The following is a 13,585-nucleotide window of genomic DNA, read 5'->3' on the forward strand; positions in this document are numbered from 1 at the left end:
GGCCGCGCCACGCCGCGTGCGTGGCGCACAAGACACAGGAAAGGAGACAACCATGTCGATGCATGGCACCGAGGCCGAACGCGCCTTGACGGAGCAGGTCGTTGGCCGTTTCGCGAACACACCCGATGCGCGCCTGCGCACGCTGATGCAAAGCCTCGTGCGGCATTTGCACGCCTACGTGCGCGAAGTCGAGCCTACGGAGGCGGAGTGGTTTGCGGCGATCCGCTTCCTGACCGAGACGGGCCAGATGTGCGACGACGTCGTGCGCCAGGAATTCATCCTGCTTTCCGACACGCTCGGCGTGTCGATGCTCGTCGACGCGATCAATCACCGCTACGCCTCTGGCGCGACCGATACGACCGTGTTCGGTCCGTTCTATATCGAAGGCATGCCGGAGCGCGCCTATGGCGAGAACATGGCGTTCACGCCGGGCACGCCGGCCCTCGTGCATGGCCGCGTGCTGACGACCGACGGCAAGCCCGTGGCGAACGCGCTGCTCGACGTGTGGCAGACGGCGGACAACGGTATGTACTCGGGGCAGGACACCGGGCAGCCGCACGGCAACCTGCGCGGCCGCTATCGCACCGACGCCGAAGGCCGTTACGCGATCCGCACCATCGTGCCAGTGTGCTATCCGATTCCGACCGACGGCCCAGTGGGCCGCATGCTCAACGCCACGGCGCGGCATCCGTGGCGGCCCGCCCATCTGCACTTCATGGTTACGGCGCCGGATCACAGCACGCTCGTAACGCATCTGTTCAACCAGAACGACCCGTATCTGGACTCGGATGCTGTGTTCGGCGTGAAGCCCTCGCTGCTCGTGGACTATCGCGAGCACGCGGCGGGCGAGGCGGCCGCGCAGCAGTTCGGCTTCGAGGGCGGCTTTCGCGAGGCGCGCTACGACTTCGTGCTGGAGCGCGCATGAGACCGCACACGCGCTACTACGCGGTATTCGCCACCGACAAGCCCGGCATGCGCGAAGTACGTGAGCGCGCGCGCGCGGTGCATCGCACGTATCTGCGCTCAGCCGCGCAGCGCGGTGTGTTCGTGAGGCTGGGCGGATCGACGCTCGCACCGCATTGCGACGCGCTCAACGGCACGCTGCTCGTGATCGAGGCGGAAGGATACGACGATGTGATGCGTTTCGTGCGCGACGATCCCTATACGCTGGCGGGGGTGTTCGAACGTGTCGAGATCCGTCCGTGGGACTGGAATCTTGGCAATCCTGAGCAAAGAGTGTGAGTCATGCCGACCGTGAGCCTGTGTTGCTTTGACGATGTGCCCGATGGCGGCGCGCGCGTGATCGATGCGGTGCTGGCGGGGCGGCCGGTCGTTGTCGTGCGGCGTGCCGGCGAAGTATGGGCGTACGCAAACCGCTGCCCGCATTTCTCGGTGCCGCTCGACTACGAGCCAGGCCGTGTGCCGACGTATCGCGCACAGGTGATCATGTGCGCGCATCACAGCGCATTGTTTCGCTTCGAAGACGGTCAGTGCATCGAAGGTCCGTGCGAAGGCGCAAAGCTCGATGCGATTCCCGTGTGGCTCGACGCGCAGTCCAACGTCGTGACGCAGTGCGCGTGAGACGCGTACGTATGCGCCGTTAGCGGCGCAGTCAGACCCGCTTGATGAGCCCGAGCTGCGTGAGCGCCGTTACGCCGTCGTCGAGTCCGATCTCTTCGACGATTTTCCCGTTCTTCAGGCGCAACACCGTCGTGCCGGTAAAATGCATCTTTCGGCCGCTCGCCGCCGGCAACGATCCCGCGAGAAAGTCCCCGAACGCCGGGCCCGAATGCGTGCCGCCGCCTTCCCACTGACCCACCACGAATTCGCCTTCGGCAATGAGGCCCGCGGCGCCCCAAAAGTTCAGATCGGGGAATGCCGTGCGAAAGCCGGTCATGAACGCCTTGATGTCCTCGCGGCCGCGGCGCGGCTCGTGCAGCGAATACTTGAGCAGCATGTCCGGCGCGGCTAGCTCGTCGACGATGCCGAGATCGCAGGTTTCGCCCCAGAAACTCGTGAACCAGCGGCCAACGATCGCCTTGTTGTCCTCTTCCATCGACATGTTCGACTCCTTGCTGATTTCGATTCACGGTGAAGCAGGATTGCTCCGCCTGAAATGCACGATATCGAGCGGCGAGTCGGGCAGATACCCGTTTCTTGCCGTGACATTCACGCGGTGGCGCGCGCCGAATTAGAGCGCAACATTCGGATCGGAACGCGCGGGGCGTTGGCGTATCGTTGGCCTGTATGCGATATCGGCGAAAATGGCCGTCGCAAGAGGAGGAAAGGACGCGATGAACACCGCAGCCATCAAGGCGGAAAAACCGGATTCCGGCACTTACGATTGGGTCGAGATCGAGCGATCGCTCGATGCGCGCGGTTACGCCGTTTTGCCTCGTGTACTCAGGCCCGGACAATGCGCGCAACTCGCCGCGCTGTACGTGAGCGACGATGGCTTCCGTTCGCGCATCGTCATGGCGCGTCACAATTTCGGGCGCGGGGAATACAAGTACTTCGCCTATCCACTGCCGTCGCTGCTTCAGCGGTTACGGCATGCGCTTTATCCGTACCTGGCGCCTATCGCCAATCGATGGAATGAGCAACTGCGGATCGACACGCAGTATCCGGCCGAGCTCGACGCGTTTCTCGACCAATGCCACCGCGCAGGACAGACGCGCCCGACGCCGCTCATCCTCCAATACGGCCCAGGCGACTACAACTGCCTGCACCAGGATCTCTACGGCGAGCATGTGTTTCCGCTGCAGGTGGCGATGCTGCTCTCGCGGCCCGGCGTTGATTTCGAGGGCGGTGAGTTCGTGATGACGCAGAGCGCATCGAACGGTCAATGCGCCGAAGTGGTGCCACTTGAGCAGGGCGACGCGGTGCTGTTCACCGTCAACCAGCGGCCGGCGGCGAACCGGCGCGGCGGTACGCGCAAGGTCGCCATGCGGCACGGCGTGAGCGTGGTGCGCAGCGGGCAGCGTCACACCGTCGGCCTGATTTTTCACGATTCACGTTAGCGCGCGCAAAACGCGAAGGACCGCATCATGCAATTGTTTCTTAGCCATATCGAGTCGCCGCCTGGCGATCTCGTGCTGGTGAGCGATGCGCAGCATCGGCTGCACGCGCTCGAATTCGCCGATCACCGCTCGCGCCTGCATCGTGGTTTGCGCGAACGTTACGGGAGCGCCGAATGGATCGACGCTCCCGCGCCGGCTTCGATTGCCGACGCCATGGCGCGCTATTTCTCCGGCGAATTGAGCGCGCTCGATTCTCTCCCGGTTGTCATGGCGGGTTCGGACCTGGAAGAAAAAGTCTGGGCCGCGTTGCGTCACATTCCGGCTGGCACGACCACGAGCTACGGCAAGCTCGCGAAAGCGCTGGGATTCGAAGATCCGCGCGCGGCGATCGATATCGGCGCGGCGAATGGCGCGAATCCCATTGCCATCGTCGTGCCGTGCCACCGCGTGATTGCCAGCAACGGCGAGCTGAAAGGCTACGCGTGGGGCTTGCATCGCAAGCGCTGGCTGCTCGAACACGAGAAGGCGATTCCCGCCACGCGCGATGTCCCGAAGACGGCAACGCTCCCGGGGTTTTGACATGAATATGTCCTTGCCTATGACTTTATCTACCGGCACATTCGATACGCTGGATTGGAGTGCGATCGCGGCGCAACTGGATAGCGAAGGTTATGCCGCGCTGCCCGGTCTTCTTCGCGCGGACGAAGCCCGCGCGCTCGCGCGCGAGGCCGGCACATGGGACGCATTGCGCCGTGCGTCACTGGATTCACTCGATCTCGGCCGCGGCGATCTGCTTTATTTCGACGCCGCGCTGCCGCAGCCTTGGGCGCGATGGCGTACGGACTTCTATCGTCAGTTGGCGCCTCTCGCGAATCGCTGGAACGAGATGCTTGGCATGACTTATCGATTCCCGGCGCAATTGAATGCGTTTCTGGAGCGCAACCGGCGAGCGGGGCAAACGCAGACGCAGTCGCATTTGAACCGGCTAGGCACCGACGACTATCTGGCGCTGCATCAACGCAACGAAGGCGAGCATGTCTTTCCCCTGCAAGTGGTCGCCTTGCTCTCGGCGCCCGGGAAAGACTTCACGGGCGGCGAACTGGTGTTGACGGAGCAGCGTCCGCGCATGCAGTCGCGCCCGACGGTCGTTCCGCTCGGCCTGGGTGACGCGGCGATCATCGCCACGGCCCAGCGGCCATTCAAGGGCAGCAGCGGTTGCTACCGTGTGAACCTCCGGCATGCCATCAGCCGGGTGCGCAGCGGCGAGCGCATCGGCTTCGAGTTGTCGTTCCACGACGCGCCGCAAGCGGCAAACGATCAACACGCATTCGATCTGGACACCTGACTCATCCCGCGCACTCGCGCTGAGGCATGCGCAGGCATCCAGATCCATCGCATACAGATGCAACTAACTGCCTAACCCGCCGACCCCAGACCCACGCCGCGTTGCGGCGGCAACAATCCGCCTCCACCGGTTGCGCTCGGCCCAGGGACTTCCCTTATAAAGACTTTATCGACTATTTATCGATAAATTGTCGTGATAGATTCCTGGGCTGAATTGGGCGCAACGGGGAAGCGCGCGCCCGCGCGGCCGGCTCCATGAGACCGGCGGAAATACATAAGGCGGAGGAGAGATGCTGGTTCTGATAGGGGTGCCGATCGTTGTGATCGGTTTCGCATTGCGCCTGAACGCGCTGCTCGTCGTGACCGCGGCGGGTATCGCGACAGGGCTTGCGGGCGGTCTGCATACGGTCGAGATCGTCAGCGCCTTCGGCAAGGCGTTCGCCGATAACCGCTACATGGGCCTCATCTGGCTCACGCTGCCCGTAATCGCGCTGCTCGAGCGCAACGGCTTGCGCGAGCAGGCCAAGCACCTCATTTCGCGCGTGCACGCCGCCACCACCGGCCGCGTGCTGATGCTCTACTTCGTGATCCGCCAGATCACGGCCGCACTCGGTCTCACGTCGCTGGGCGGCCACGCGCAGATGGTGCGTCCGCTCATCGCGCCCATGGCCGAAGCCGCCGCCACGAGACGTTACGGCGACGTACCCGACGCCGTGCGCCAGCAGATCCGCGCGAACGCCTCGGCCGTAGACAACATCGCCGTGTTCTTCGGCGAAGACATCTTCATCGCGATCCAGTCGATCCTGCTCATCAAGGGCTTCCTGGAGCAGAACGGCATCATCGTTCAGCCGCTGCAGGTCTCGGTCTGGGCGATTCCCACCGCGTTCGCGGCGCTCCTCATTCACTGCGTGCGCCTGAAGCTGCTCGATCACAATCTCTCGCGGCGCCTCGGCGCGGCCAACGCGAAGGGCGCCGCAAGCCGCCAGGGAACTGCATCGTGATCAAGCTCGAATCGCTCTATATCGTCGCGGGCCTGATGTTCGCGTCGTTCGCCCTGTTCAACCTGCTCGACCGCGCGAACCCGCGCCGTGTCGTCAACTTCGTGTTCTGGGGCGTCTATGCCGTGACGTTCCTGTTCGGCGGCGTGCTGCCGCATTTCGTGATGGGCTGCCTTGCCATCGCGCTCGCCTTGATTGCGGGCTCAGGCAAGCTCGGCCGCAGCCCCGCGGGCAACGACAACGCCACGGCCGAGTCGCGCCGCGAGCAGGGGGCGCAGCGCTTCGGCAGCCGGCTCTTCATTCCGGCGCTGCTCATCCCCGTGGTTACGCTGGTCGGCACGCTCACGCTCAAGTACGCGCCTTTCGTCGAAGCGAAGAACGTCACGCTCATCTCGCTCGTGATTGCTACGCTCGTTGCGTTCGGCGCGGCGCTCGTCATGTTGCGCGATTCACCCGTGCAGGCGCTCAAGGGCGCGCGGCACACCATGGACGCCGTGGGCTGGGCCGCCATCCTGCCGCAGATGCTCGCGGCGCTCGGCGCGCTGTTCGCGGCGGCGGGCGTGGGCCACGTAGTGTCCGAACTCGTCACCAACTGGATTCCGCAAAATTCGGCGTTCGCGGTCGTGGCCGCCTACACTTTCGGCATGGCCCTCTTCACGATGATCATGGGCAACGCGTTTGCGGCCTTTCCGGTGATGACCGCGGGCATCGGCCTGCCGTTGATCGTGCATCAGTTCCACGGCAACCCGGCCATTCTCGGCGCGATCGGCATGCTCTCGGGCTTCTGCGGCACGCTCATGACGCCCATGGCCGCGAACTTCAACATCGTCCCCGCAGCGCTGCTCGAATTGAGCGACAAGAACGGCGTGATCAAGGCGCAATGGCCGACCGCCGTGTTGCTTCTCGTCGTCAACACGTTGCTGATGTACGCCTTCGTTTTCCGGTTCTGATGAGTTCACGATGACCACACACCTCACCGCCGCCCATGCCTCGAAGTTCGCCTCGCTCGCGCTTGCCCACCTCACGCGCGAGTACCCGAACAAGCTGACTCACTCGCTCGACGGCCCGCAGGACGTGCAGGGCCCGCGCGCGCTGCACCCGGTCTTTTATGGCAGTTATGACTGGCATTCGTGCGTGCATGGTTACTGGCTCGTGCTGCATCTGCTGGAGCGTTTTCCCAACTTGCCCGAGGCGCCGCAGATCGTCGCCGTGGTCGACGAGCACTTCACCCCGGAGAAAATGGCCGGTGAGATGGCCTACCTCACGCTCGCGCACAATCGTGGCTTCGAGCGGCCTTATGGCTGGGCGTGGCTGCTTGCGCTCGCGGCGCAGGTCGAGGCGCTGAAGCTGCCGCAGGCCGCGCGCTGGAAGGCGGCGCTGGCGCCGCTCACCGAGTGGTTCGTCGAGCGCTTCGAGGAATTCCTGCCGAAGGCGACTTATCCGCTGCGCGTGGGCACGCACTTCAATACGGCGTTCGCGCTCACGCTCGCATACGACTTCGCGAAAGCCACGTCGCGCCCGGCGCTCGCGACGCTGATCGAGGACACCGCCACGCGCTGGCACGCGAACGATGCGGGCTGCCAGGCGTGGGAACCCGGCGGCGACGAATTCCTCTCGCCCGCACTGAGCGTGGCCTTGCTGATGAGCCGCGTATTGCGCGCGCCGGACTTCGAGCCGTGGTTCACGCGCTTCTTGCCCAACCTCGCGGCGAATGAGCCCGCCACGCTCTTTACGCCGGCCACCGTGACCGACCGCAGCGACGGCAAGATCGCCCACCTGGACGGACTCAATCTGAGCCGCGCGTGGTGCCAGCGCGCGCTCGCACGCGCACTGCCCGCCGGCGACGCACGCGTGGCCGTGCTCAACGATGCCGCGCTATTGCATCTGGCTAGCGCGCTCGACCACGTGGCTGGCGACTATATGGGCGAGCACTGGCTCGCCACCTTCGCGACGCTCGCGCTCGAAGCATGACAAACGCATGAAACAGGTGGGGCACGCCGTCCGCGCGTGCGCCCCCCGTCGCTTTTCAGACTGAAGATTTCCGCGCGCGCGGTCGATATAACGGGCTGAAGCCCCGAGCCGCCGCCGGAAACTGCAGCGCATAGGCCGGCTCGGGACGTCGAACCCACTCAGGTCTGGAAGCTATGCAAGTAGAGAAATTCATGACGAGCCGTGTCGTCACCATCGGTTTCGACGATACGCTCGCATCGGTGCGCGAGATCTTCGCGCAAGCGAGCTTTCACCATCTGCTCGTGGTCGAAGAGGGCAAGCTGCAAGGCGTCGTCTCCGACCGCGACCTGCTGCGCGCAATCAGCCCGTTCATTGACAGCGTGGTCGAATCCGAGCGCGACCTCGGCACGCTCAAGAAGCGCGTGCACCAGATCATGAGCCGCAAGCCCATTACGCTGCGGCCCGAGTCGAGCCTTTCCGAGGCTGTGGCCCTCTTTCTCGCCAACAAGATTTCGTGCATTCCCATCGTCGATGCGGAATTCCGGCCCGTGGGTATCGTGAGCTGGCGCGACGTCCTGCGCTATCTCGTGCCGATGGACGAGAGCGCACCCGGCGCGGAGGAAGCGAGCGCGTGATGTGCATTTGACTCGCACGCATCCCACATTGCGGTCCGCATTACGAAGTCTTGCTAACGGTCGTACTTCTTTGCGGCGAACCATAAAGTTCGCAACCTCTCCTGCCGTTGTTATGTACTGGGCGCTTAAACAGCCTGAACGACTGGGCTGTACTGGATAAGCGCGCCGGAACATTCGATGAAAAACGACTGGGACACGCGTGGCCTCCAGAGCCGCGCGCCCCACGGAAGAGAGACCAGGAATGCTTCACAAGCTGTCAATCCGCGCAAGCCTGACCCTGATGATCGCCTTCTTCGGCATCGTCCTGATTGGCGGGGCTGCCACAGGACTCCTGTCGATGCGAGCAGGCAACGAGTCGCTGCGCACGATGTACACCGTCGATACGCCCGCGGTCGCGGACCTGGAGGGCAGTGCCGGCCAGTTGCTGCGTCTGCGCCTCGCGCTCGCCACCAACGCATCGCTTTCCGAACTCGGCGACCACGACGCCGCGGACGCGGTGCTCAAGCGCTTCGACCAGTACCTGAAGAACTCGAACGAGCGTCTGGACCACTATCTGTCGATTGCGAGCGGCGAAGGCGAGGCGCAGGATCTCATCGCCGACATGCAGGCCAAGCGCAACAGCTTCCTGCACGACGGCGTCGATCCGGCGCTGGCGGCGCTCAAGGCCGGCGACAAGACCGCGTTCCAGGAACTGCAGGGCCACAAGCTGCCGACGCTCTACAGCAACTACGAAAAGGCAATGCTCGTGCTGGAGAAGCGCCAGATCGACCTCGGCGCGCAGCGCTACCAGGAAGCGCAGGATCGCTTCAATGCGGTGAGCATCGCGGTGGCTGTGGGTATGGTGCTCTCGCTGCTGTTCGCATGGATTGGCCGCGCCGCGCTCATGCGCGCGATCGTGCATCCGGTCGACGCGGCTATCGCGCAGTTTCAGCGCATCGCCGCCGGCGATCTGAGCGGCACGGTTCAGACGACGAGCAACAACGAAATGGGCCGCCTGCAGGCCGCGTTGCGGCAGATGCAGGATGCGCTCATCAAGACGGTCAGCAGCGTGCGCGAAGGCGCGCTGTCGATCGACAAGGGCGTGAGCGAGATTGCCGCGGGCAATACGGATCTTTCGCAGCGCACCGAAGAGCAGGCTGCCTCGCTCGAGCAAACGGCTGCGAGCATCGAAGAGCTGACCTCCACCGTCAAGCAGACCGCCGAAAACGCTCGTCAGGCCAGCACGCTCGCCGAGGGCGCTTCCGGTCTCGCCGCGCAGGGCGGTGCGCTCTCGCGCGAAGTGGTGGGCACGATGCAGGACATCGTGGGCGACTCGCGGCGCGTGGGCGAGATCGTCGGCGTGATCGAAGCCATTGCGTTCCAGACCAACATTCTCGCGCTCAACGCTGCTGTGGAAGCGGCGCGCGCGGGCGAGGAGGGGCGTGGCTTCGCGGTGGTGGCGAGCGAAGTGCGCTCGCTCGCACAGCGCAGCGCCGCGGCGGCCAAAGAGATCAAGGAGCTGATCGAATCGTCGACGTCGCGCGTGGAGACAGGCGCGGGCCTCGTCGAGCGCTCGGGCTCGACGATGAGCGAGATCGTCGAAGCGATCGCCCGCGTGAGCGCGATCATGAACGAGATCGCATCGGCGGCTGCGGAGCAGAGCACGGGCATCGATCAGGTCAACATCGCCGTTGGACAGATGGACCTCGTGACCCAGCAGAACGCGGCACTCGTTGAGCAGGCAACGGCCGCGGCTTCGTCGCTCGAAAACGAAGCGCACCGGCTGAATGCCGCGGTTTCGGTGTTCCGCACCGCTCGCGCGGGGTAACGCGCACGCTGCATGGTGTGATCCGCCGGTATAGTCGTGCATTGACGACAGCGGACCTCAGACACCATGCAGCTTCTCGATCACGTTTCGATCGGCGTTCCCGATCTCGATGCGGCGCGCCTTTTTTACGACGCGATCATGAACGCGCTGGGTGCGCGCAAGGTCTACGACCGCCCCAACGCGCTTGGCTACGGCGAGCGTTGCGACGCCGCCGAAACACAATCGTCGTATCTTTCCGTCTATCTGGATGCCAGCGCCATTGGGCCGAACAAGCGGCACTGGTGCTTCAAGGCCGCTTCGCGCGCGCAGGTCGATGCGTTCCATGCGGCCGGTTGCGCGGCGGGCGGCCGCTCCGATGGCGATCCAGGCTTGCGGCCGCATTATCACGCCGACTACTACGCCGCCTTTCTTGTCGATCCGGCCGGCAACCGCGTCGAGGCGGTGTGCCATTCGGCACCGGCCTGACGTTGCCCAACGCGCCAGACGCGCACATTCATCTTCATAAAAACTTCGCAATCCTTTTCGATCCGGATTGGCCCGGCGCAAGGCGGCCGCGCAATGCGGTTGCCAAACGCCCACGTGCGCGCGGATGATGCACAAAGACGCCGCGTTGCGATTCGTGGGAGAAGGGTAAATGTCAGGCACCGGGAAATACTGGTTTCGAGCCAAACACTATGGCTGGGGGTGGGGACTTCCGCTCACGTGGCACGGTTGGGCGGCGCTAGCCGTGTATGTGCTGTCGATCTGTTTGATCGCTGTTTTTTTTGAACCGCATCGGCATGCGTTCGCGTTTGCGGGGCTCGTGATACTCGCCACGCTCGCGCTTTGCGCGGTGTGCTGGCTCAAGGGCGAGCCGCCTCGCTGGCGGTGGGGCAAGGCGCGCTAGCGTGCTGCTCCAGTTGTGCTGAAGGGGGACGACATGGCACGAGCTCGGCAAACCGGCAGCGCTGCGCTGCTGGGCACATGGAAGCTGCAATCTTTCACGACCGAAGACCTGGCCACCGGGGAAAAGACCGATCTGTTCGGCGCTCACCCTGGCGGTTATCTCAACTATGGCGCCGACAAGCGTATGTACGCGATTCTGCTCGAGGAAAACCGCAACGCGCCAGCCGACCTCGTGCCAACCGACGCCGAACGCGTCGCGCTATTCAACGGCTTGTGCGCCTACGCCGGGACATGGAGCATCGAGGGCGACCTGGTGAGCCACCATGTCGACACTTCGTGGAATGAATCATGGACGGGGACGATTCAGTTGCGGCGTTTCAGAATCGACGGCAAAAACCTGCACATCACGACGCTGCCCGCCCGCAATCCGGTGACGGGCAAGGAATGCATTTCCGAGTTGGTGTGGGTGAAGGTCGAATAGACGGAACGGCGAAGTGCTGCGCGTCGTGTCCGCCTCCGCGCGGGCAAGCGCATTTTCTTGCCGCTATGCACCATCAAACCTGGACGTTACCTGTCATCGTTTGTACCGATTGAGCGCGCAAAGACTGGTGATACTGTTGTGGGCGCATTCTTCAAAGCTGCAATGTAGCGGGCAGATGTCCCTCAACGATCCTGGCGAATCGGAGATGCATGATGTCCAATAACGGCGTGTGGCGAAACCTTCATCGCGTAGCGGCGACGGGTATGGTGGCAGCAGGGCTTGGCCTCGCGGCCGGCGCGCATGCCGCGGGCGACCCGATCAAGATTGGCGTGATCAGTGAGGAGTCCGCAGTGGCGGGCGCCTCGATCAGCAAGGCGGCACAACTCGCCGCGGACGAGATCAACGCGAGCGGCGGCGTGGATGGCCGCCCCATCCAGATCGTCGCGTATGACGACCACTCGTCGGCCTCGGACGGCGTGCGCGCGTTCCAGCGCGCCGCGACCCAGGACAAGGTGGTCGCCGTGATCGGCAGCTATATCAGCGAAGTGGCGCTCGCCATGGAGCCGTGGTCGGCGCGGCTGAAAATGCCCTTTGTTACGCCGGGCGCCGCGAGCAACGATATTTCGAAGCACGTCCACGACGACTACGACCACTACAAGTACACGTTCCACGGCTGGATGACGTCGGCGTTCATCGCGCAGTCGATCTGCGATTTCTCCCACGATATTCTCGTCGGCCAGTTCAAGATGAAGTCGACGGTCGTGATGAGCGAGGATGCGGCGTGGACCAAGCCGCTCGACGAGCGCTTCATGGAATGCCTGCCCAAGGCCGGTCTCCAGGTGGTCGATCACATCCGCTTCAATCCGGATACTTCGGACTTCACACCGATTTTCAACCAGATCGAGGCCAGGCACCCCGATACGATCACCACGGGCATCAGCCACGTGGGCGTGCAGCCAACCGTGCAGTGGCACGATCAGCAGGTGCCGATCCCGATGTCGGGCCAAAGCTCGCAGGCGACGACCACGAGTTTCTGGAAGGATACGAACGGCGCGACCGAAGGCGTGATTACCGCTTCCGCTGCGGCGCCAGGCGTGGCGATCACGCCGAAGACGGTGCCCTTCGCGGATGCGTATCAGAAGAAGTTCGGCGTGTCGCCTGCTTATTGCGGCTTCTCGACATATGACCTCGTCTACATCATTGCGGATGCGATCAAGCGCAACAAGGGCTCGACCGATCCGGACCAGATGGTCGCCGCGCTCGAGACAACCGACTACGTAGGCACGATCGGGCGCTGGGCGTTCTACGGCAAGAACGATCAGTTCACGCACGCGCTCAAGTACGGCCCGGGCTATATCACCGGCATCAACCTGCAGTGGCAGGACGGCAAGCAGATCGCGATCTGGCCCAAGTCCGTCGCGAACGGCAAGGTCAAGTTCCCGACCTTCATCAAGATCCAGCAGGCTAGCGCGAACTAGCTTCGTAGTCCTTCGCGCCGTACGGACCAACGCTCAGGCGTTGGTCCGCACGGCGCATCTAGCGACACGCCAACCCACATGAAGGGCCGGACATGCTGCTCTTGCAGATTCTCATCGACGGCTTTGCCATCAGCTCGCTCTACGCGCTCGGCGCCATCGGCTTCACGCTGATTTTCGGCGTCTCCGGCATATTGAATCTCGCGCACGGCGGCGTGATGCTCGTCGCGGCGCTGATGGGCTGGATGCTTGCGGGCGAAGCCGGCCTCGGGACCTACCTTGGAACGCTGCTCGGCGTGGTCGCTGGACTCATCGCGGCCTATGTCACCTACCTGTTGGTGGTCCGGCCTATTCAGCGTTCCGCAGCCATTCCGAACGAAGAGAAGGAAATCTTCGTGCTCACCGGCACGCTGCTGTGGGGCATCATGATCCAGCAGGGCATGGCCTGGCTCTTCACCGACAACCCGGTGACGATGCGCCCGCTCATCAGCGGCGTGGCGATGATTGGCAGCGTGCGTGTGCCATTCAACGAGATCATGATCGCCGCGGTCTGCTGGGCTGTGATCGGCCTGTTGTGGCTGTTCGTGAACCGCACGCGCGCGGGCAAGGCGCTGCTCGCGGCCTCGATGAATCCGCGCGGCCTCACGCTGCTCGGCTTCGAACTTTCGCGCATCTATCTGCTCGCGTGGACCATTTACGGCGTGCTGGCGGGCATTGCGGGCGTGCTGCTCGCGTCGTTCCTCGGCGTGAGCACGAACAACGCCGGGCAGCTCACGGCCAGCGCATTCTCCATCGTCGTGCTGGGCGGCCTCGGCAGCGTTTCCGGGTCGCTGATGGCCGCGTATGTCGTCGGCTATCTGGAGACCCTCACCGCGTATCTCGTTGCGCCGACGCTGCGGCCGCTGCCCGCGCTGCTGCTGCTGGTGCTCGTCGTGTATGTGCGGCCTCAGGGCTTCCTGGGCCGCCGCTAACCGAACGCAGGGAGCGTCG

General features: G+C 64.0%; 17 protein-coding genes. 16 read left to right on the forward strand and 1 reads right to left on the reverse strand.

The features are described 5' to 3' along the window. The first annotated feature begins 52 nt into the window (after window positions 1-52). The 3 genes from JMY28_RS04950 to JMY28_RS04960 are packed head-to-tail and all read left to right on the forward strand — an operon-like array spanning window position 53 to window position 1,581. On the forward strand, window positions 53-925 hold the full coding sequence (locus tag JMY28_RS04950) for an intradiol ring-cleavage dioxygenase (RefSeq protein WP_201694784.1): 873 nt from the start codon (window positions 53-55) through the stop codon (window positions 923-925). Further along, window positions 922-1,242: a YciI family protein gene (locus tag JMY28_RS04955; RefSeq protein WP_201694785.1), complete on the forward strand. Its 321-nt coding sequence runs from the start codon at window positions 922-924 to the stop codon at window positions 1,240-1,242. Before JMY28_RS04950 ends, JMY28_RS04955 begins: the two co-directional genes overlap by 4 nt. Window positions 1,243-1,245: 3 nt before the next feature. Further along, window positions 1,246-1,581, forward strand: a complete 336-nt coding sequence (locus JMY28_RS04960) for a Rieske (2Fe-2S) protein (RefSeq protein ID WP_201694786.1) — start codon at window positions 1,246-1,248, stop codon at window positions 1,579-1,581. 31 nt (window positions 1,582-1,612) lie between these two features. Here JMY28_RS04960 and JMY28_RS04965 read toward each other — a convergent pair whose 3' ends face one another. Then, window positions 1,613-2,062, reverse strand: coding sequence for an ester cyclase (locus JMY28_RS04965; RefSeq protein ID WP_201694787.1), 450 nt, complete (start codon window positions 2,060-2,062; stop codon window positions 1,613-1,615). A gap of 232 nt (window positions 2,063-2,294) precedes the next feature. Between JMY28_RS04965 and JMY28_RS04970 the strand changes: the two genes are divergently transcribed. The 13 genes from JMY28_RS04970 to JMY28_RS05030 all read left to right on the forward strand — a co-directional run bounded on the left by JMY28_RS04970 (window position 2,295) and on the right by JMY28_RS05030 (window position 13,566). Next, window positions 2,295-3,020 carry a 2OG-Fe(II) oxygenase gene (locus JMY28_RS04970; RefSeq protein ID WP_201694788.1) on the forward strand — a complete coding sequence of 242 codons (726 nt, stop codon included), beginning with the start codon at window positions 2,295-2,297 and terminating at the stop codon, window positions 3,018-3,020. A 27-nt stretch (window positions 3,021-3,047) separates the two neighbouring features. Beyond that, a complete protein-coding gene (locus JMY28_RS04975) occupies window positions 3,048-3,599 on the forward strand; it encodes a methylated-DNA--[protein]-cysteine S-methyltransferase (RefSeq protein ID WP_201694789.1) in 552 nt (183 codons plus the stop codon). A gap of 19 nt (window positions 3,600-3,618) precedes the next feature. Further along, window positions 3,619-4,365 carry a 2OG-Fe(II) oxygenase gene (locus tag JMY28_RS04980; RefSeq protein ID WP_201694790.1) on the forward strand — a complete coding sequence of 249 codons (747 nt, stop codon included), beginning with the start codon at window positions 3,619-3,621 and terminating at the stop codon, window positions 4,363-4,365. 289 nt (window positions 4,366-4,654) lie between these two features. Beyond that, the gene (locus JMY28_RS04985) at window positions 4,655-5,365 is read left to right on the forward strand and encodes a DUF969 domain-containing protein (protein WP_201694791.1); all 711 of its coding nucleotides are present in this window, start codon (window positions 4,655-4,657) and stop codon (window positions 5,363-5,365) included. Beyond that, window positions 5,362-6,312: a DUF979 domain-containing protein gene (locus tag JMY28_RS04990; protein ID WP_201694792.1), complete on the forward strand. Its 951-nt coding sequence runs from the start codon at window positions 5,362-5,364 to the stop codon at window positions 6,310-6,312. The genes JMY28_RS04985 and JMY28_RS04990 overlap by 4 nt, the downstream gene beginning before the upstream one ends. Before the next feature lie 10 nt (window positions 6,313-6,322). Next, window positions 6,323-7,333: a DUF2891 domain-containing protein gene (locus tag JMY28_RS04995; protein ID WP_201694793.1), complete on the forward strand. Its 1,011-nt coding sequence runs from the start codon at window positions 6,323-6,325 to the stop codon at window positions 7,331-7,333. Window positions 7,334-7,506: 173 nt separating this feature from the next. Beyond that, a complete protein-coding gene (locus tag JMY28_RS05000; RefSeq protein WP_201694794.1) occupies window positions 7,507-7,947 on the forward strand; it encodes a CBS domain-containing protein in 441 nt (146 codons plus the stop codon). A 241-nt stretch (window positions 7,948-8,188) separates the two neighbouring features. Further along, complete coding sequence (locus tag JMY28_RS05005; RefSeq protein WP_201694795.1) at window positions 8,189-9,754, forward strand: methyl-accepting chemotaxis protein; 1,566 nt, start codon at window positions 8,189-8,191, stop codon at window positions 9,752-9,754. A gap of 66 nt (window positions 9,755-9,820) precedes the next feature. Beyond that, window positions 9,821-10,219 carry a VOC family protein gene (locus tag JMY28_RS05010; protein WP_201694796.1) on the forward strand — a complete coding sequence of 133 codons (399 nt, stop codon included), beginning with the start codon at window positions 9,821-9,823 and terminating at the stop codon, window positions 10,217-10,219. Between the two features lie 169 nt (window positions 10,220-10,388). Beyond that, window positions 10,389-10,640 carry a hypothetical protein gene (locus JMY28_RS05015; protein WP_201694797.1) on the forward strand — a complete coding sequence of 84 codons (252 nt, stop codon included), beginning with the start codon at window positions 10,389-10,391 and terminating at the stop codon, window positions 10,638-10,640. A 33-nt stretch (window positions 10,641-10,673) separates the two neighbouring features. Further along, window positions 10,674-11,120: a lipocalin-like domain-containing protein gene (locus JMY28_RS05020; protein ID WP_201694798.1), complete on the forward strand. Its 447-nt coding sequence runs from the start codon at window positions 10,674-10,676 to the stop codon at window positions 11,118-11,120. A 212-nt stretch (window positions 11,121-11,332) separates the two neighbouring features. Continuing rightward, the gene (locus tag JMY28_RS05025; protein ID WP_201695184.1) at window positions 11,333-12,598 is read left to right on the forward strand and encodes an ABC transporter substrate-binding protein; all 1,266 of its coding nucleotides are present in this window, start codon (window positions 11,333-11,335) and stop codon (window positions 12,596-12,598) included. 92 nt (window positions 12,599-12,690) lie between these two features. Then, window positions 12,691-13,566 carry a branched-chain amino acid ABC transporter permease gene (locus JMY28_RS05030; RefSeq protein WP_201694799.1) on the forward strand — a complete coding sequence of 292 codons (876 nt, stop codon included), beginning with the start codon at window positions 12,691-12,693 and terminating at the stop codon, window positions 13,564-13,566. Window positions 13,567-13,585: the final 19 nt, after the last annotated feature.

This window comes from Paraburkholderia hiiakae (assembly GCF_904848665.1).
GTDB lineage: Bacteria > Pseudomonadota > Gammaproteobacteria > Burkholderiales > Burkholderiaceae > Paraburkholderia > Paraburkholderia hiiakae.